This is a genomic window from Blastococcus sp. HT6-4, assembly GCF_039679125.1.
Classification (GTDB): Bacteria; Actinomycetota; Actinomycetes; order Mycobacteriales; family Geodermatophilaceae; genus Blastococcus; species Blastococcus montanus.
On sequence record NZ_CP155551.1, the window covers coordinates 611,127 to 627,666 of the forward strand.

Genomic DNA, 16,540 nt, shown 5'->3' on the forward strand with positions numbered 1-16,540 from the left:
TGGTGCCGCACCGATCCGGGAGTGCGGGCGGAGACGCCCGGCCGGTCGTCAGCCACAATGGGGGGCGTGTCCGAGTCCCCCGCAGCAGTCCGGCCCGCCTCCACCGCGAGCGACCCGCTGACCGCCGCGATCGAACCGGCCCGTGCGGCCGCCGTCGAGACGGCCGGCGACCCGGGTCTGGTGGGCGAGCACCTGGGCGCCGCGCACGAGTCGGCCGGCGCCGACCACGGCGAGGTGCTCACCCACACCTTCGCCAGCCGCCTGCCCGGCTACGTGGGCTGGCACTGGGCGGTCACGGTCGCGCGGGTCCCCGGCGAGGACCGGATCACCGTCGACGAGGTGGTCCTGCTCCCCGGTGAGCAGGCCCTGCTGGCCCCGGCGTGGGTGCCGTGGAACGAGCGGCTGCGTCCGGGTGACCTCTCCGTCGGCGACGTGCTGCCGGCCACCGAGGACGACCCCCGGCTCGTCCCGGCCTACACGGTCGACGACGACTCCGCCGACGATCCCGAGGGCCGGGTCGTCGCCGCCGAGGTCGGGCTGGGCCGCGAGCGGGTCATGTCGCGGGAGGGGCGCGCCGACGCGGTCGCCCGCTGGACCGCGGGGGAGTTCGGCCCGACGGCGCCGATGGCCCGGCAGGCCCCCGGCCACTGCGCCAGCTGCGGTTTCTACCTGCCGCTGGCCGGGTCGCTGCGCCAGACGCTGGGCGCCTGCGGGAACGCCTACGCGCCCGCCGACGGCCGCGTGGTCACCGCCGACTACGGCTGCGGCGCGCACAGCCAGGCCACCCTGGTGGTGGTGGAGGAGACCGAGGTCGTCACCTCCGCGCGCTACGACACGTCGGAGTACGACGTCCTCGGCGACTGACCGGGGCCCCGCGGCTCACCCCCGGTCGCGGCGGCCCGTCTGGCCCTGCCAGCGCATGACGGCCAGCCCGAGGAAACCCAGGCCGATGGCGGCGACGCACGTCCAGATCCACATCCGGTCCACCCGGTCGCCCAGCAGCAGCAGGACGACGAGGGCCACCGCCCACAGCGCCGTCCCGGCCAGCACGACCCGGGCGGTGTCGACCCGCAACGGCGGCGGGGCCTGCTTGCGTGGACCGGGCACGGGGGCACCCTAGAGTGCGGCCCGGTCACGGGTGAACACGGCCGCGCGGGGCGTGTGGCACGCTGTCGCCGCTCGATGCCGCCCGTCCGGCCGGGCGCGGGCAGGGCCGCCCGCCCTCCACAGATCCGTCACCGGGAGACCGCATGCCCGAGAAGCCCCGCCCGTCCGAGGGCGCCTCCGCCACCGCCGGCGGCGACACCCCCGCCGACGTCTCGGCCGGCACGCCTCCCACCATCCCCCGGCGGAGCGAGGGGCCGCGGGTCCACCCGCGGAACGGGCTGGACCGGTACTTCGAGATCAGCGCCCGCCGGTCGACCGTCAGCCGCGAGCTGCGCGGCGGCGTCACCACCTTCTTCGCGATGGCCTACATCGTGGTGCTCAACCCGATCATCCTGACCAGCATCGCCGGACCGGACGGCACGCCGGGCGCCGACGTCGAGGGCACGGTGCTCCCGTTCGGTTCCATCGCCGCCGTCACCGCGCTGCTCGCCGGTGTGCTGACGCTGCTCATGGGCATCGTCGGGCGATACCCGTTCGCGCTGGCCACCGGCCTGGGCATCAACGCGATCGTCGCCGTCTTCGCGGCCACGCAGCTGTCCTGGCCGGAGGTCATGGGCCTGGTCGTGCTCGAGGGCCTGCTGATCACCGTGCTGGTGCTCACCGGGTTCCGCAAGGCGGTGTTCGAGGCCATCCCGGCGCAGCTGAAGACGGCGATCGCCGTCGGCATCGGCTTCTTCCTCGCCATCATCGGCCTGGCCGACGCCGGGATCATCCGGCCGGGCAACCCGCTCATCAGCTTCGGCGTCGGTGGGCAGCTCGCCGGCTGGCCGATGCTCGTCTTCGTCGTCGGCCTGCTGTTCATGAGCCTGCTGGTGGTCCGCCGGGTCAGAGGCGCGCTGCTCATCGGCATCGTGGTGACGACGGTGCTCGCGATCGTCGTCGAGGCGATCGCGCAGGTCGGGCCACGCTTCGGCGCGGGCGGGGCGGAGAACCCGCGCGGCTGGGCGCTGCAGGTGCCCGCGCTGCCCGACGACGTCGTCGCCAACCCGGACTTCTCGCTGCTCGGCAACTTCTCGCTGTTCGGCGGGTTCGAGCGGATCGGCGTCGTCGCCGCCCTGCTCATCGTCTTCTCGATCATGATCGCGGACTTCTTCGACACCGTCGGCACGGTGACCGCCGTGGGGGCCGAGGGCGACCTGCTCGACGAGAAGCGCAACCTGCCCAGGTCGCAGCCGGTCCTGCTGGTCGACTCGCTGGCCGCCGCCGCGGGTGGCGCGGGCAGCGTCTCGTCGAACACCACGTACATCGAGAGCACCGCCGGTGTCGCCGACGGCGCCCGGACCGGGCTGGCCAGCATCGTCACCGGCCTGCTGTTCCTGGTCGCGGTGTTCTTCACCCCGCTGGTGGCCGTGGTGCCCTCGGAGGCCGCCGCGCCCGCGCTCGTCATCGTCGGCGCGCTGATGATCAGCCAGATCAGGCACCTGACCTGGGACGACATGTCGCTGGTCATCCCGGCGTTCCTGACGATCGCCCTCATGCCGTTCACGTACTCGATCACCAACGGCATCGGCGCCGGCGTGATCAGCTTCGTGCTGCTGCGCATGGCGGTCGGGCGGCGGCGGGACATCCACCCGCTCATGTGGGTGGTGGCCCTCATGTTCCTGGTGTACTTCGCGCTCGAGCCCCTGCAGCAGCTCTTCTGACCGGCTGCTGAGTTAGGCTAACGATCGTGAGCCGGACGACGCTCGACACCGCCGCGCTCGCCCACGAGCTGCGGCTGGCGGTCATGCGCTTCTCCCGGCGGCTGCGCAACCAGCGGGTGGACACCTCGGTCACGCTGACCCACCTGGCCGCGCTGTCGACGCTCAAGCGGCACGGCGCGATGAGCCCCGGCGAGCTGGCCGGCCACGAGCGCGTGCAGCCACCGTCGATGACCCGCGTGGTCGTCGCCCTGGAGGGGGCGGGCCTGGTCACCCGCACCCCGCACCCCACCGACGGGCGGCAGGTGATCATCGGGCTCACCCCGGCGGCGGAGCAGCTGCTGGACGCCGAGGCGCAGGCGCGGGAGGCATGGCTGGCCGGCCGGCTGCAGGAGCTGACCCCGCAGGAGCGTGCGGTGCTGCGCGAGGCGGCGGAGATCATGGACGACCTGGCCGGTGGGTGACCTGGACGAGCACTGACCAGCGGGCGAGCCCCGAGCAGGGGAGCGGCATGTTCCGCGCCCTCCGGGTGCGCAACTTCCGCCGCTACGCGTCGGCGAACCTGCTCAGCCTCACCGGTACCTGGATGCAGCGCATCGGCCAGGACTGGCTGGTGCTGCAGCTCTCCGACGGCAGCGGTGTCGCCCTCGGCCTGATCACCGCGCTGCAGTTCGGGCCGTCGCTGCTGCTGAGCATGTACGGCGGCGTGCTCGCCGACCGCTACCCGAAGCGCCGGCTGCTGCTGATCAGCCAGGCGCTCATGGGGCTGCTCTCCCTCGTCCTCGCGGTGCTCGTGGTCACCGGTGCGATCGAGCTGTGGCACGTGTTCGTGCTGGCCGGGGTGCTGGGCTCCATCTCCGCCGTCGACGTGCCGGTGCGGCAGGCCTTCGTCGCCGAGATGGTCGGCCCGGGGCTGATCACCAACGCCGTCAGCCTGAACTCGACGATCTTCAACGGTGCCCGGCTGGTCGGCCCGGCGCTGGCCGGGCTGCTGATCGGCGCCGCCTCGGGCAACACCGCGCCGGCCTTCTTCCTCAACGCGGCCAGCTTCGCCTTCACCATCGCCGCGCTCGCCGGCATGCGCACCGACGAGCTGCTGCCGAGCCCGCCGGTCGCCCGCGGCGCCGGCCAGCTGCGCGCCGGGCTGGCCTACACCTGGGGGCACCCCGATCTGCTGCTCGCCATGGGGCTGGCCTTCGTGCTGGGCACCTTCGGGTTCAACTACCAGGTCACGATCGCGCTGATGGCCCGGGAGACGTTCGGCCTCGGGGCCGAGGCGTTCGGCCTGCTGTCGACGTGCTTCGCCGTCGGCTCGCTGAGCGGGGCGCTGCTGTCGACCCGGCGCAGCGTCCGGCCGCGGCAGCGCTTCCTGATCGGCTCGGCGGTGCTGTTCGGGCTGTTCACCGTCGTGGCCGGGCTGATGCCCACCTACGCCACCTTCGCCCTGCTGCTGGTGCCGACCGGGGCGGCGGGGCTGATGTTCAGCGTGGCCAACAACAGCTTCGTCCAGCTCGGGGTCGATCCGCAGATGCGCGGGCGCGTCATGGCCCTGTACTTCATGTGCTTCATGGGCGGCACCCCGGTCGGTGCACCGCTGGTGGGCTGGGTCGCCGAGCGTTTCGGTGCCCCCTGGGGGCTGATCCTGGGGGGTGCGGTGTGCGTGGTCGCCGGCCTGGGTGCGGCGGCGTGGCTGGCCCACCGCCGCTCGCTGCGGGTCCAGCTGCAGCGGGCGCCGTTGCGGATCCGCCTGGCGGTGCGTCCGCCGACGCCGGCCGTGCCCGATCCGCAGGTCCGGGCAGCGGAGGAGAAGATGGCCGAGAAGGCGCCCGGCCAGCAGTCGCTCTGACCCCCGTCCGCGCGGGTACCGTCGGTGGTCACCGCTCCGCACGGGTGCAGGGGAACGCCATGGCCGCACTGCTCCAGCTCATCGCGCTGCTCGCCGCGTTCGCGGGGGTGATCGCCGGTCTCGGCCCGCTCACCCGCCGGCTGGAGGCCTGGGCGGCCCGCCGGCGTGCCGCACGCCACCCGCGCCCGGCGAACCGGCCGCTGCAGGCGGTGACCGCCGATCTGCGCCGGCTCGGCCGCCAGGTCGAGCTCGTGCCGACCGGGGTGCCCATGGCCCGGCGGCGCGCCCTGCTGGCCGCCTACGACGACGTGCTCACCGAGGCGGCGGCGATGCTCGGGGTGCCCTCGGAGCTGTCCCGGCTGCCGGAGGGCCGCCCCCGCGAGGTGGAGCGGCTGCGGCTGGTGAGCGCCCTGCGAGCGGCCGGACTGCAGGTGGCCGGCTGACCCCCGACGGCACCCGGCGGCTGTTCTTCGCCGTCGACCCGCCCGCACCCGCCCGGCGCGACCTGGAGGCGGCGCTGGCCCCGCTGCGCGACGCCCCCGGCGCCCCGCGCTGGAGCCGGCCGGAGCGGTGGCACCTGACGCTGCTCTTCCTCGGCGCGGTGCCGGACGCCCTCGTGCCGGGGCTCGTGACGGCGGCCGCGCCCGCCGTCGCCCCGACGCCGCCGATGACGCTGCGCCTGGCCGGAGGGGGCCGGTTCGGCTCGCTGCGTCGTCCGCAGGTGGCCTGGGCCGGCCTGGAGGGCGACGTCGCCGAGCTGACCGACCTCGCCGGGCGGCTGGCCGCGGTGGCGCGGACCCTGGGGCTCCCGGTGGAGGAGCGGCCGTTCCGGCCGCACCTGACGCTCGGCCGGTGGCGGCCGGGCCGGCCGGCCGACGGCACGCTGACCGACCGCCTCGCCGACCACCGCGGACCCGAGTGGACGGTGCGCGAGGTGCGGCTGTGGGAGAGCCGGCTCGGCCCCACGCCGCAGTACACGACCGTGGCGACCTGGCCGGTCGGCTGACTCACCAGGCGTACTCCACCGGAGCGGGCCGGTACCCGGGGAAGATCTCGTCGAGCCGGGTCAGCGCGGCGTCGTCCAGCCGCACCTCCAGCGCCCGCAGCGCACCCTCGAACTGGTCCATGGTGCGCGGGCCGACGATCGGCGCGGTCACCGCCGGCTGGTGCAGCAGCCAGGCCAGGCCGACGTCGGCGGGGGAGTGGCCGAGGTCGCGGCAGAGGGACTCGTACTGTTCGAGCGCCGGCCGGTGCGCCTCGATCCGCTTCTGCTGCCGCTCCTCGTTCCGCCGTCCGCCCTCGGTCTTCTCCAGGACGCCGGCGAGCAGCCCGCCGGCCAGCGGGCTCCACGGCAGGATGCCGACGCCGAGGTGCTCCGCGGCCGGCAGCACCTCCAGCTCCACGTGCCGGGTGAGCAGGTTGTAGTGCGACTGCTCGCTGACCAGGCCGGTGGAGTGCCGGCGCTCCGCCACCGCGTTGGCCCGGGTGATCTGCCAGGCGGCGTGGTTGGAGGAGCCGACGTAGAGCACCTTGCCCTGGGCGACGAGCGTGTCGCAGGCCTGCCAGATCTCCTCCCACGGGGTGCGCAGGTCGACGTGGTGGAACTGGTAGAGGTCGATCCAGTCGGTGCCCATCCGGCGCAGCGAGCCCTCGCAGGCGCGGACGATGTTGCGGGCGGAGAGGAACGTGTCGTTGGGCCAGTCGGACATCCCGCCGTAGACCTTGGTGGCCAGCACCGTCTTCTCCCGGCGGCCCTCGCCCCGGGCGAACCAGCTGCCGAGCACCTCCTCCGTCCGGCCCTTGCCGGCGTCGAAGCCGTAGACGTTCGCGGTGTCGAAGAAGTTCACGCCCTCGGCCAGCGCCCGGTCCATGACCGCGTGCGAGTCGCCCTCCTCGGTCTTCCAGCCGAAGTTCATGGTGCCGAGGCACAGCCGGGACACCGAGAGACCGCTGCGGCCGAGGTGGGTGTAGTCCATGCCGGCCACCCTGGCACCCTGTCCGACGTGCCGCAGAACGATGACCGGGCCCTCTCCGACTTCGACGCCGCCACCGCCGTGCGGCGGGCCGAGGGGGGTGCGCTGCTCGCCGACCTGCATCCCGAGTGGGAGGTCGGCGGCGGGATCCTCAACGGCGGCTACCTGCTGTCGGTGGCCGGCCGGGCGGCGGTGCTGGAGAGCCCGCACGAGCACCCGGTCGCGATGTCGGCCAGCTACCTGCGCGCCGCCGCGGCGGGCCCGGCGACCCTCACCGTGACCCCCGGTCCGGCCGGTCGCACACTGGCGCACTCGCTGGTCGTGCTGTCCGACGCGGCCGGTCCGGTCATCACGGTGCAGGCCACCACGGCGACCCTGGGCGACGGCGACGTCGAGTACTCCGTGCCCATGCCGGAGGTGCCCTCGCCCGACGAGTGCCTCGACTTCGCCGCGAACCCGGACCTGGCCACGGTGCCCATGCACCGCCCCGGGCTCACCTGCCACATCCAGAGCCGGCTCGACCCGGCCACCGCCACGTGGACGAGGGGCCGGCCCTCCGACGAGCCGGTGCTGCGGTCGTGGGTGCGGCTGGCCGACGGCCGCCCCGCCGATCCGCTGGCGCTGCTCACCTTCGCCGACGTGCTGCCGCCCACGAGCTTCGCGACCGGCCGGATGGGCTGGGCGCCGACGGTGCAGCTCCAGGTGCTCGTGCGGGCGCTGCCGGCGCCGGGCTGGTGCCTCGTGGAGGCGCGGGCCACGGAGATCGCCGACGGCTGGTCCGACGAGGACTACCGGGTCTGGGACTCCACCGGCCGGCTGGTCGCGCAGAGCCGTCAGCTGGCGCGCACGGCCCGTCGCTGAGCGTGCTCAGCCGGGGAGTTCGACCTTCCCGGTGAGGTAGTGCTGGATCGTCGGGCCGACGGTCGCGACCAGCCACTCCGATGACGCAGACGCCAGCGGCTCGATCCTCACCACGTACCGGGTGATCACCAGCCCGGCGAGCTGGGAGGCGGCCAGTGCCCCCCGGACCTCACGCTGCTCGGCCGGCATGTCCAGGCTGCCGACGACGCGGCGGAGCACCTGGGTGACCAGGAACTCGCGCAGCAGACCCGCCGACCAGTCGTTGGTGACGGCCGACCGCACCAGCGCCAGCGCCGCCGGCTGCATGGGCCCGTCCCAGACCGTCAGCAGCATCCGGACGACGTTGCCCCCGAGGTCCTCCCGTCCGCCGGCGAGCACCTCGGGCAGCAGGTCGGCCGGGTTGGCGGGGGCCTCGATCGCAGCGAGGAAGAGCTTGTCCTTGCTGCCGAAGTAGTGGTGCACCAGCGCCGGGTCGACCTCGGCGGCGGTGGCGATCTGCCGGATCGTCGCGCCGTCGAAGCCGCGTTCGGCGAACGCGTCGCGGGCGGCGGAGAGGACGGCGTCCCGGGTGCCGGGGTTCCCGGGGCGCCGTCCCGACCGGCGTGCGCGTGCGGGTTCGCTGCTGTCGGGCCGGGCGCTCAGGCTGTCCTCCTCCGCAGGGTCGCCGCCGCCAGGGCGAGGGCGAGCAGCGCGACGGCGGCCACGACACCGACGTCGGCCCCCATGGTGCCGGTCGCCCCGGACGACCGCCCGACCTCCTGCAGGGCCTCGACCGCGTAGGTGAGCGGCAGCGCGTCGCTGATCGCCTGCAGCCAGCCGGCCATCTGCTCGCGGGGTACCAGCAGGCCGCAGAGGAAGAACTGCGGCAGCACGACCACCGGCATGAACTGCACCGCCTGGAACTCGCTGCGCGCGAAGGCGCTGGCCAGCAGGCCGAGGGCGACACCGAGCACCGCGTCGACGACGGCGATCAGCACGACGAGGCCGACCGAGCCGGACACGTCGAGGTCGTAGAGCGTCGTCGCGACCGTCACGGTGACCACGGCCTGCGCGGCAGCGGCGAGACCGAAGGCCAGCCCGTAGCCGAGGAGCAGGTCCAGCCGGCGCAGCGGTGTGGTGAGCAGCCGCTCGAGCGTGCCGGAGGTGCGCTCGCGGAGCATGGCGATGCTGGTGACCAGGAACATCACGACGAACGGGAAGATCCCGAGCATCGGGAGGCCCACCCGGTCGAAGGTGCCGGGCTGGCCGGGGAGGGTGGGGACGTCCTTCCACAGCAGGTGCAGCAGCCCCAGCAGCAGGCTCGGCAGCACCAGGAGCATGGCGACGGTCCGATGGTCGTGCCGCAGCTGGCGCAGCACCCGGCCGGCGGTCGCCGCGGTCAGGCGCGGGGTCATGCCGCCACCTCCGACTGCGCCCGCACCAGGGTGAGGAAGGCCTGCTCGAGGTCGTCGGACCGGCCGTCGGCGCGCAGCTGGGCCGGGGTGGAGTCGGCCAGCAGCCTGCCCTCCCGGAGCAGGAGCAGCCGGTCGCAGCGGCCCGCCTCGTCCATGACGTGGCTGGAGACGATCAACGTGGTCCCCGCGGCAGCGAGGGAGTGGAACCTCGCCCAGAGCTCGGCGCGCAGCACCGGGTCCAGCCCGACGGTCGGCTCGTCGAGGACCAGCACCTCCGGCGTGCCGACCAGGGCGCAGGCCAGCGAGACGCGGCCGCGCTGACCGCCCGACAGGTCGCCCACCAGCTGGCCGGCCGCGCCGGTGAGGCCGACGTCCGTGAGCGCGGCGTCGGCCTCGCGCGCACCCCGGCCGTACAGCGCGGCGAAGTGCCGGGCGTTCTCCCGGACGGTGAGGTCGGCGTAGATGCTCGGCGATTGGGTGACGTAGCCGACCCGGGAGCGCAGCCCGGGGGAGCCGGCCGGCTCGCCGAGGACCGTGACGGTGCCCGAGCGGATCTGCTGCACGCCGACGAGAGCGCGCAGCAGGGTGGTCTTCCCGCTGCCGCTGGGGCCGAGCAGGCCGGTGACCTGCCCGCGCGGGACGGTGAACGAGAGGCCGGGGAGGACGCGGCGGCGCCCCCGGTCGACGGTGAGATCGGTGACGACGACGGCGTCCATGACGCACCTTCCGAGGAACTCAACGGCTGATGAACTCAACGGTAGATGAGTTCATCGGGCCGCGTCAACGGGCCAGCGCGTGGCCGAGCGCGGCGCCCGAGGACCAGGCACCCTCGACCTTCGCCGGGGCGTGCCAGCCGTCCCCGCAGAGACCTGTCCCGTCGACCAGGCCGTAGGGCTCGTCCCGCGGGGAGGCCGGCCGGGCGAACGTCCAGCGGTGGACCGCCGTCCACTCGGGATCCACGTCGATGCCGAGAGCGGACCGCACGGCCGCCACCACCGCCGGTAGGGCGGCCGCGGGGCGCTCGAGGTGCTCGGCGGCCAGCCCGGCCGTCGTGTGCGCGACCAGTACGGGGGCGGCGTCGCCGCGGCGGTCGCCGTCGTCGGCGATCCACTCCACGGCGGGGTCGTCGTGCACGAAGGCGCCGTGCAGGTCGGCCGGCCATCGCCGGCCGGCCCAGCCGAGGACCACCGCGAGGGCGGGCTGCCAGGCCTCCGCGGTGGCCAGGCGCCCCGCCGGGCCGGCCGGGTCGAGCAGCCGCGCGGCCTGGGGCCCCGGCATCGCGAGGACGGCGGCCGGCACCGCCCGCCCGTCGACGGCGGGGCCGGCCGTGACCCTCCGCACTTCGGTCCCCGGCCGGAGGTCAGGCCGGTGGCGAGGTCGATGGCGAGGCAGCGTGAGCCGCCCGGGGTCCCGTACCGCAGCGGCCCGGACTTCCGCTCCCGGACGCCCTCGGGCCCGATCACCGCGAAGGTGTCCGTCCAGGGGTGGGCCAGCCCGCGGTCCACCCAGTCGGCCACCACGGCGGCGAACGGGGAGCCGTCGCTCGCGGTGAGCTACGAGGCGCCGAGGTCCACCGGCCGGCCGTGCACGGTCCGGGAGGAGAGCCGACCTCCCGGGGCCCGCCCCCGGTCCAGCACCTGCACCTCGCGACCGGCGTCTCGCAGCGCGCGGGCGCAGGCGAGGCCGGCGATGCCGGCGCCGATGACGGTCACGGGAGCGCTGTCGGGAGCCACGCCCCGATCCTGGGGGGCGCGACCCGTCCGCGCCCGCCCGGCAGAATCGCCGCGTGCCCGAGATGATCACCGATCCCACCGATCCACGCGTGGCCGACTTCCGCGACCTCAAGGCGGGCGACCGCCCCGCCGGGCGCGAGCGCGGCACCGGGCCGGTGATCGTAGAGGGCGTTCCGGCGGTGCAGCGCCTGCTGGCCTCCCCGTACCGGGTGCGGGCGGTCCTCGGTGTGCCCGGACGTGTCTCGGCGCTCGGCCTGCCCGACGACGTGCCCGCCTACGAGGCCGACAAGTGGGTGCTCTCGGAGGTCATCGGGTTCCGGCTGACCCGTGGCGTCGTCGCCTCCGCCGATCGCCGTCCGCCGGCCGACCTGGACGACCTGCTGACGGGCCCCGATCCCTCGGCACCCCGCCGGCTGGCCGTCCTGGAGGCGCTCAACGACGCCGAGAACCTGGGCTCGATCGCGCGGTCGGCGGTCGCGCTCGGCGTGGACGGGCTGCTGCTGGACCCGCGCTGCGCCGACCCGCTGTACCGCCGCTCGGTGCGCGTCTCCATGGGCCACGTGCTCTCGCTGCCGTTCGCCGTGCTGCCCGACTGGCCGGACGGCCTGCGGCGACTCCACGAGTCGGGCTATCTCACGGTGGCCCTGACCCCGGCCGCCGATGCGGTCGACCTGGGTGACGTCGATCCGCGCGCCCACCCGCGCACCGCGGTGCTGCTCGGCGCCGAGGGGCCGGGGCTCACGCCGGAGGCGCAGCAGGCCGCGCGGGTGCGCGCCCGCATCCCCATGCGGACGGGCGTGGACTCCCTGGGCGTCGCCGCCGCCGCGGCGGTCGCCTTCGCCACCCTCCGCTGAGCCGCGTCAGCCGCGCAGGGAGAAGCGGGCCAGCATCGCGCGGGCCTCCTCGGCGTGCGCCGGGTGGCACATCACGTCGTACCGGCTGGCGACGATCTTGCTGGTGCTGGTGAAATCCCGTTTGCCGCGGGTGGCGGCGTACCCCATCCCGCCGAAGGCCGCGCCGAACGCGACACCGATCAGCAGCCCGAGGAGCACCGAGCTGATCCAGTCGCCGCCGTCCGGGGCGAAGATGCCCAGCAGCAGGCCGACGAACAGACCCCACCAGGCGCCGGCCGCGGCTCCGGCGGCGATCGCCCGCCCCGTGGTCATGCGGCCGGTGACCGTCTCGACCATCCGCAGGTCGGTGCCGATGATGGTCACGTTCTCGACGGCGAACTTCTCGTCGGAGAGATAGTCGACGGCCGCCTGGGCCTTCTCGTAGCTGTCGTAGGACCCGACCTGCACGCCGCCGAGCGGCATGGATACCGACGCTGACATCGCTTCACTCCCTGGATCGTGGACGACAGCGGTCTACCCAGGTGCTCCGGGTGGACACGTCCCAGGGTGTTCAGCGGTTCCGGCGGACCCCGAACACGATGTCCTCCCACGCCGGGATGCGGGCTCGCGGGTCCTCGTCCTCGGGGTCGTCGCCGCCGCGCCCGAGGATCACGGTGTCGTGCTCGGCCACCTCGTCCAGCAGCGCGGTCATCGCCTCGTCGTCCTCGGGGGAGCCGTCGGGCGCGTGCACGTCGCGGACGTGCTCGACCTCGTCGAGCGCGGAGACGGGGGAGACCGCCGGGGTGGGTTCGGGTTCGGGGGTGCGGACCACGGCGACCGGCCGGCTGCGGGGCACGGGCGCCAGCCCGGCCGGGACCTCGGGGACGACGCGCACCAGGCGGGTGCCCTCGGCGAAGTCGGTCGTCGCGGCGTCGGCGGGGGTGACCGTGCGGGAGGGCACGTCGTAGGTCCAGCGGGCGGTGCCCGACTTGGCCCCGGCGCGCCAGGCGCCGGTGACGACCCAGCCGCCGCCGTCGCCGCGGAAGGCGTCCCACTCCACCGCGTCGACGTCGGTGTCGATCAGCCGGAGCCGCTCGACCATGAACTGCTGGAGGGCGGCGCCGGGCGCGCCGTCGGTGAGCCGGACGCGCGCCTGCCGGGCCTGCTCGGCCACGCGCTCGCGCTCCTGCAGCACCGGGTGGGCGAAGCGCATGATCCGCTCGACCCGCGCCCCGGTGGCGGCGGCGACCTGCTCGGGGGTCTCGCCGGCCCGGATGCGGGACTGGATCACCCGCGGCGGCAGCTCGTTGCCGAGGTCGACGTCGATCTGGGTGAGCCGGCGGGCGTCCCCCCGGGCGGCCGCGCGGACGCGGTCGTCGATCGGGAGGTGGAACATCGAGCCGCCCTCGGCGGTGTCGGGGCCGTCCTCGGCGAGAATCAGGCTCTTCCCGTCGTCGGAGAGCGCCACGAGGCGCAACGTGCGCATGGGGCGACCTCCTGCAGCCGGTGCGACCGGGCCCGGACGAGAGCCCGGTCCCCGAGGCTAACCGGGTTCTCCCGATCGGGCCTGCAGGCGCTCGGCGTGGCGCGCGGGCGACGCGCCGGCCGCGCCCCTCCGTCCGGGGGTGCCGGAGCGGGCTTTCCACGCCGATGACAGTCCCGACACATGTCCGCAACGAGCGCTCGCGACAGTGGCTGCCGGGAGCGGCACCACAGCGAGCCGAGGAGGTGCGATGGCCAGTCCGGTGACCGGCGCGCTCCCGGGGTCCCTGCCGGCCCTGGAATCCCTCGCGCCGCCTGAGGCCCTGCCGGCCGCGGTCCGCGGCGTCATCGGGAGGATCGCCGGCGTCGCCGGTGCCTGGGGCCCCGCCCCGTCGCCCGACGGCAGCCGGCTCGCCTACGTCACCGACCGGTCCGGGCTGCCCCGGCTGGAGGTCGCCGCCCTCGACGGCGCGACGCCGCCGGCGGTCGTGTCCGGCCCGGGCCAGGAGGTCGTCTGCGTCGCGTGGTCACCCGACGGCGCCTGGCTGGCCTACCTCGTCAGCCCCGGCGGGTCGATCTGCGCCGAGCTGCACGTCGTCCGCCCCGACGGGACCGGTCACCGGGTGCTGGCCGGGCACGATCCGCGGGCCACGGTCTTCCCGGGCTTCTGGAGCGGTCCGGAGCACTACGCCTGCTCGATCGCGCCGGGCACCGGCCCGGACGCCGACGTCGTCCTGGTCGACGTCGGCACCGGCGAGCAGCGCACCCTCGCCTCCGGCGGCTTCCTGTCCGTCACCGCGGTCTCCGCCGACCGGCGGACCGTGCTCGCCCGCCGGGGGCCGCGCGCCTTCCGGCACGTCGTCGTCATCGACGTCGCCACCGGGATCCAGCGCCGCGTCCTGCCGCTGGACGCCCCCGGCGGCATCGCCTCCGAGGACGGCCGGTTCTCGGCCGACGGGCGGACGGTCTACCTCCGCGCCGCCCTGCCCGGCCCACCCGGCGCCGACCGCGCCGGTCTCGTCGCCGTCCCCGTGGACGCCGACGGCGTGCCCGGTCCCGGCCGCCGGATCCTGTACCGGGCCGACGCCGACCTCGACGGCTACGTGCTGCGCCGGGACGGCACCGTGCTCGCCGTGTGGAACGCCGCCGGGGTCACCCGGCTGCGCCTGCACGCCCTGTCCGACGGCGCGGTCGTGCGGGACGTCCCCCTGCCCGAGCCGGTGCTGTCGGGATGGGCCCCGCTGCCCGGCGGTGATGCGCTGGTCGGGGAGCTGACCGGCCCCCGGGCGCCCCGCGGGCTGTGGCGGGTGCCCCTGGACGGCGCCGGCGCGGCGGCGCGGCTGGCGTGCTCGCCGGCCCTCCCCGAGCCCCGCGGGCTGGTCGACCCCGTCCTGCACGAGTACGTCGCTCCCGACGGCGTCCCGCTCTCGGGCTGGCTCTACACGCCGGCGGGGACGCAGGGGCCCAACCGCACGGTGATCACCTTCCACGGGGGCCCGGAGGGGCAGGAGCGCCCCGCCTGGTCACCGGTCGCCCAGTGCCTGGTCGCCGCCGGCCTCACCGTGTTCGCGCCCAACGTCCGGGGCTCCGGCGGGTCGGGACGGGCGTTCATGACCGCCGACGACGGCCCGGCGCGCGAGGCCTCCTTCGCCGACGTCCGGACCACCGTCGACGAGCTGGTCACCGCCGGCATCGCCGCGCCCGGGCAGGTGGGGGCGCACGGGTGGTCCTACGGCGGCTACCTGACCCTCGTGGCGCTCACCCGGTGGCCGGACCTCTTCGCCGCCGGTGCGTCGCTGGCCGGCATGAGCGACCTGCGCACCTTCTTCGCCGGGACCGAGCCGTGGATGGCCACGGCCTCGGTCACCGAGTACGGCGACCCCGTCGCCGACCACGGCATGCTGGCGGCGATCTCGCCGATGACGGCGCTGGACCGGCTGACCTCCCCGGTCCTGCTGGCCCACGGCGACCGGGACACCAACGTCCCCGTCGCCGAGTCGGTGCAGGCGCACCAGGCGCTGCAGGCCCGCGGTGCACGCACCGATCTGCTGCTCCTCCCCGGTGAGGGCCACGCGATCGTCGGCCGGGAGCACCTGGTCGAACTGGGCGAGCGCCTCGTCGCCTGGTTCGATCGGTGGCTGTGAGCGGAGATCTCTTCGCCGGTTACCCCACCGACCGCACCGACGAGGCCGTCGGCCCGGACGGCCGGCTGCGCAGCGCGTGGGCCGGGCCGGCCGATGCCCTGGACCGGCTCGGCGCGGTCGGGCTGGCCGCCGCCGCGGCGGACCTGACGGCGCGTCGCCGGCAGCGCGGCGTGGTCGTGTCGACGTGGGCGGACGGCCGCCAGCAGCTGTGCCCGGTTCCGATGGACCCGGTGCCGCGGGTGCTGGACGCCGGCGCGTGGGCGGCGGTGTCGGCCGGCGTGGTGCAGCGGCACCGGGCGCTCAACGCCTTCCTCGCCGACGCCTACCGCCCGGCGGGGCGCCGGCGCGGTGACCCCGACCGGGCGGCGGAGATCGTGCGGGCCGGGGTGGTCCCCGAGTGGGCGGTGGCGCACAGCCCGGGCCGCGATCCCGCTGCGGTGGCGCGCGCCTGGGCCGGGCAGCCGCGGGCGACCGTGGCGGCGACCGACGTCGTCCGCGGCGCCGACGGCCGGTGGGTGGTCGCGCGGGACAACCTGCAGGTGCCCTCGGGCATCGGCTACGCGCTGGCCGACCGGGACGCCGCTCGGGCGGCGGTCCCCGAGCTGTTCGCCGACCGGCAGCCGGCCGATCCCCGGGCGGCGGTGCCGTTGCTGTCCCACGCCCTCGCGTCGGCCGCTCCGCCGGGATGCCCCGGGCCGCCGCGGATCGCCCTCCTGACGCAGGGGGAGGCCGACGGCGCGTGGTTCGAGCACCAGGTGCTCGCCGAGGCGCTGGGCGTCCCCCTGGTGCGGGCCGCCGACCTCTGGCCGCGCGCCGACGGCGGGCTGGAGGCGGCGGTGGACGGCGCACGGGTCCCGGTCGACGTGCTCTACCGGCGCTTCGACGACGCCTCGCTCGGCGCCTACCCCACGGCGGTCGGCGTGTCCCTCGACGTCGCCCTGACCGAGGCGGTGCGCACGGGACGGCTCGGGCTGGCCAACGTGCCCGGCAACGGGGTCGCCGACGACGCCGCCGGCTACGCCTGGGTGCCGGCGATGATCCGCTTCTACCTGGACGAGGAGCCGCTGCTCGGGCAGGCCGCCACCTGGGTGCTGGCCGATCCGGCCGCCTGGGCCGCCGTGCGCTCCCGGCTGCGCGAGCTGGAGGTGCACCCGGTCGCCGGCTACGGCGGCCGGGGGGTGGTGCACGGCCCGAGCTGCTCGGCGGCCGAGCTGGACGCCCTGCGGGCGGAGATCGCCGCGGCTCCGCACCGGTTCGTGGCCCGGGAGCCGCTGGAGTTCTCCACGGCCCCCACGCTCGTCGACGGGGTGCTGCGCCCCCGCCCGGTCGACCTCCGGGTGTTCTCCGTGGCCGGCGCGACGACGAGTGCGCTGCCGGTGGCCCTGACCCGGGTGGCTCCCGGGCCCCGGCCGGCCCGGCCCGGGGTCCCGGGCGGCGGGAGCAAGGACACCTGGCTGATGCGCTGAG

At 75.6% G+C, this 16,540-nt stretch carries 19 protein-coding genes; 10 read left to right on the forward strand and 9 right to left on the reverse strand.

The features are described 5' to 3' along the window. Positions 1-57 precede the first annotated feature (57 nt). Positions 58-864 carry a DUF3027 domain-containing protein gene (locus ABDB74_RS02885; protein ID WP_346621602.1) on the forward strand — a complete coding sequence of 269 codons (807 nt, stop codon included), beginning with the start codon at positions 58-60 and terminating at the stop codon, positions 862-864. 15 nt (positions 865-879) lie between these two features. Here ABDB74_RS02885 and ABDB74_RS02890 read toward each other — a convergent pair whose 3' ends face one another. Next, positions 880-1,107 (reverse strand): DUF2530 domain-containing protein, encoded by a 228-nt coding sequence (locus tag ABDB74_RS02890; protein WP_346621604.1) that lies wholly within the window; start codon positions 1,105-1,107, stop codon positions 880-882. 143 nt (positions 1,108-1,250) lie between these two features. Between ABDB74_RS02890 and ABDB74_RS02895 the strand changes: the two genes are divergently transcribed. From ABDB74_RS02895 to thpR, 5 genes are read left to right on the forward strand one after another with little or no spacing between them, the layout of a single operon-like run. Further along, entirely contained in the window at positions 1,251-2,810 is a 1,560-nt protein-coding gene (locus ABDB74_RS02895) for an NCS2 family permease (protein ID WP_346621606.1), read from the forward strand. A 26-nt stretch (positions 2,811-2,836) separates the two neighbouring features. Continuing rightward, positions 2,837-3,271, forward strand: coding sequence for a MarR family transcriptional regulator (locus ABDB74_RS02900; RefSeq protein WP_346621607.1), 435 nt, complete (start codon positions 2,837-2,839; stop codon positions 3,269-3,271). Positions 3,272-3,318: 47 nt separating this feature from the next. Continuing rightward, the gene (locus ABDB74_RS02905; RefSeq protein WP_346621609.1) at positions 3,319-4,653 is read left to right on the forward strand and encodes an MFS transporter; all 1,335 of its coding nucleotides are present in this window, start codon (positions 3,319-3,321) and stop codon (positions 4,651-4,653) included. A 59-nt stretch (positions 4,654-4,712) separates the two neighbouring features. Next, positions 4,713-5,096 (forward strand): hypothetical protein, encoded by a 384-nt coding sequence (locus ABDB74_RS02910; RefSeq protein WP_346621611.1) that lies wholly within the window; start codon positions 4,713-4,715, stop codon positions 5,094-5,096. 20 nt (positions 5,097-5,116) lie between these two features. Beyond that, a complete protein-coding gene (thpR, locus tag ABDB74_RS02915) occupies positions 5,117-5,659 on the forward strand; it encodes an RNA 2',3'-cyclic phosphodiesterase (protein ID WP_346623844.1) in 543 nt (180 codons plus the stop codon). A gap of 1 nt (position 5,660) precedes the next feature. Here thpR and ABDB74_RS02920 read toward each other — a convergent pair whose 3' ends face one another. After that, positions 5,661-6,629 carry an aldo/keto reductase gene (locus ABDB74_RS02920; protein WP_346621613.1) on the reverse strand — a complete coding sequence of 323 codons (969 nt, stop codon included), beginning with the start codon at positions 6,627-6,629 and terminating at the stop codon, positions 5,661-5,663. 27 nt (positions 6,630-6,656) lie between these two features. On the opposite strand from ABDB74_RS02920, the gene ABDB74_RS02925 reads away from it, so the two are divergent. Beyond that, complete coding sequence (locus ABDB74_RS02925; protein ID WP_346621614.1) at positions 6,657-7,487, forward strand: thioesterase family protein; 831 nt, start codon at positions 6,657-6,659, stop codon at positions 7,485-7,487. A 6-nt stretch (positions 7,488-7,493) separates the two neighbouring features. On the opposite strand, the gene ABDB74_RS02930 is transcribed toward ABDB74_RS02925, so the two are convergent. From ABDB74_RS02930 to ABDB74_RS02950, 5 genes are all read right to left on the reverse strand, one after another. Continuing rightward, entirely contained in the window at positions 7,494-8,129 is a 636-nt protein-coding gene (locus ABDB74_RS02930) for a TetR family transcriptional regulator (RefSeq protein WP_346623846.1), read from the reverse strand. Further along, positions 8,126-8,881 (reverse strand): ABC transporter permease, encoded by a 756-nt coding sequence (locus ABDB74_RS02935; RefSeq protein WP_346621616.1) that lies wholly within the window; start codon positions 8,879-8,881, stop codon positions 8,126-8,128. The genes ABDB74_RS02930 and ABDB74_RS02935 overlap by 4 nt, the downstream gene beginning before the upstream one ends. Next, positions 8,878-9,597 carry an ABC transporter ATP-binding protein gene (locus ABDB74_RS02940; protein ID WP_346621618.1) on the reverse strand — a complete coding sequence of 240 codons (720 nt, stop codon included), beginning with the start codon at positions 9,595-9,597 and terminating at the stop codon, positions 8,878-8,880. Before ABDB74_RS02940 ends, ABDB74_RS02935 begins: the two co-directional genes overlap by 4 nt. Positions 9,598-9,661: 64 nt before the next feature. After that, the gene (locus tag ABDB74_RS02945) at positions 9,662-10,222 is read right to left on the reverse strand and encodes a hypothetical protein (protein ID WP_346621620.1); all 561 of its coding nucleotides are present in this window, start codon (positions 10,220-10,222) and stop codon (positions 9,662-9,664) included. Between the two features lie 212 nt (positions 10,223-10,434). Next, complete coding sequence (locus ABDB74_RS02950; protein WP_346621622.1) at positions 10,435-10,614, reverse strand: FAD/NAD(P)-binding protein; 180 nt, start codon at positions 10,612-10,614, stop codon at positions 10,435-10,437. A gap of 62 nt (positions 10,615-10,676) precedes the next feature. Here ABDB74_RS02950 and ABDB74_RS02955 point away from each other — a divergent pair, with 62 nt between their 5' ends. Further along, positions 10,677-11,468, forward strand: coding sequence for an RNA methyltransferase (locus ABDB74_RS02955; RefSeq protein WP_346623847.1), 792 nt, complete (start codon positions 10,677-10,679; stop codon positions 11,466-11,468). Between the two features lie 6 nt (positions 11,469-11,474). Here the strand turns inward: ABDB74_RS02955 and ABDB74_RS02960 are convergent, their stop codons facing one another. Together ABDB74_RS02960 and sepH are read right to left on the reverse strand one after the other, a co-directional pair. Then, positions 11,475-11,948, reverse strand: a complete 474-nt coding sequence (locus ABDB74_RS02960) for a general stress protein (RefSeq protein WP_346621624.1) — start codon at positions 11,946-11,948, stop codon at positions 11,475-11,477. Positions 11,949-12,018: 70 nt separating this feature from the next. Next, on the reverse strand, positions 12,019-12,933 hold the full coding sequence (gene sepH, locus ABDB74_RS02965; RefSeq protein ID WP_346621625.1) for a septation protein SepH: 915 nt from the start codon (positions 12,931-12,933) through the stop codon (positions 12,019-12,021). A gap of 247 nt (positions 12,934-13,180) precedes the next feature. Between sepH and ABDB74_RS02970 the strand changes: the two genes are divergently transcribed. Next, positions 13,181-15,073 carry an alpha/beta fold hydrolase gene (locus ABDB74_RS02970; RefSeq protein ID WP_346621626.1) on the forward strand — a complete coding sequence of 631 codons (1,893 nt, stop codon included), beginning with the start codon at positions 13,181-13,183 and terminating at the stop codon, positions 15,071-15,073. Next, positions 15,070-16,539: a circularly permuted type 2 ATP-grasp protein gene (locus tag ABDB74_RS02975; RefSeq protein WP_346621628.1), complete on the forward strand. Its 1,470-nt coding sequence runs from the start codon at positions 15,070-15,072 to the stop codon at positions 16,537-16,539. The genes ABDB74_RS02970 and ABDB74_RS02975 overlap by 4 nt, the downstream gene beginning before the upstream one ends. Position 16,540: the final 1 nt, after the last annotated feature.

What these genes read in the sequence shown, in the direction of transcription:
- ABDB74_RS02885 (WP_346621602.1), top strand. Translation starts at nt 58, where the DNA reads ATGGGGGGCGTGTCCGAGTCCCCCGCAGCAGTCCGGCCCGCCTCCACC.
- ABDB74_RS02895 (WP_346621606.1), top strand. Translation starts at nt 1,251, where the DNA reads ATGCCCGAGAAGCCCCGCCCGTCCGAGGGCGCCTCCGCCACCGCCGGC.
- ABDB74_RS02905 (WP_346621609.1), top strand. Translation starts at nt 3,319, where the DNA reads ATGTTCCGCGCCCTCCGGGTGCGCAACTTCCGCCGCTACGCGTCGGCG.
- ABDB74_RS02910 (WP_346621611.1), top strand. Translation starts at nt 4,713, where the DNA reads ATGGCCGCACTGCTCCAGCTCATCGCGCTGCTCGCCGCGTTCGCGGGG.
- ABDB74_RS02920 (WP_346621613.1), bottom strand. Translation starts at nt 6,629, where the DNA reads ATGGACTACACCCACCTCGGCCGCAGCGGTCTCTCGGTGTCCCGGCTG.
- ABDB74_RS02935 (WP_346621616.1), bottom strand. Translation starts at nt 8,881, where the DNA reads ATGACCCCGCGCCTGACCGCGGCGACCGCCGGCCGGGTGCTGCGCCAG.
- ABDB74_RS02940 (WP_346621618.1), bottom strand. Translation starts at nt 9,597, where the DNA reads ATGGACGCCGTCGTCGTCACCGATCTCACCGTCGACCGGGGGCGCCGC.
- ABDB74_RS02955 (WP_346623847.1), top strand. Translation starts at nt 10,677, where the DNA reads ATGATCACCGATCCCACCGATCCACGCGTGGCCGACTTCCGCGACCTC.
- ABDB74_RS02960 (WP_346621624.1), bottom strand. Translation starts at nt 11,948, where the DNA reads ATGTCAGCGTCGGTATCCATGCCGCTCGGCGGCGTGCAGGTCGGGTCC.
- sepH (WP_346621625.1), bottom strand. Translation starts at nt 12,933, where the DNA reads ATGCGCACGTTGCGCCTCGTGGCGCTCTCCGACGACGGGAAGAGCCTG.
- ABDB74_RS02970 (WP_346621626.1), top strand. Translation starts at nt 13,181, where the DNA reads ATGGCCAGTCCGGTGACCGGCGCGCTCCCGGGGTCCCTGCCGGCCCTG.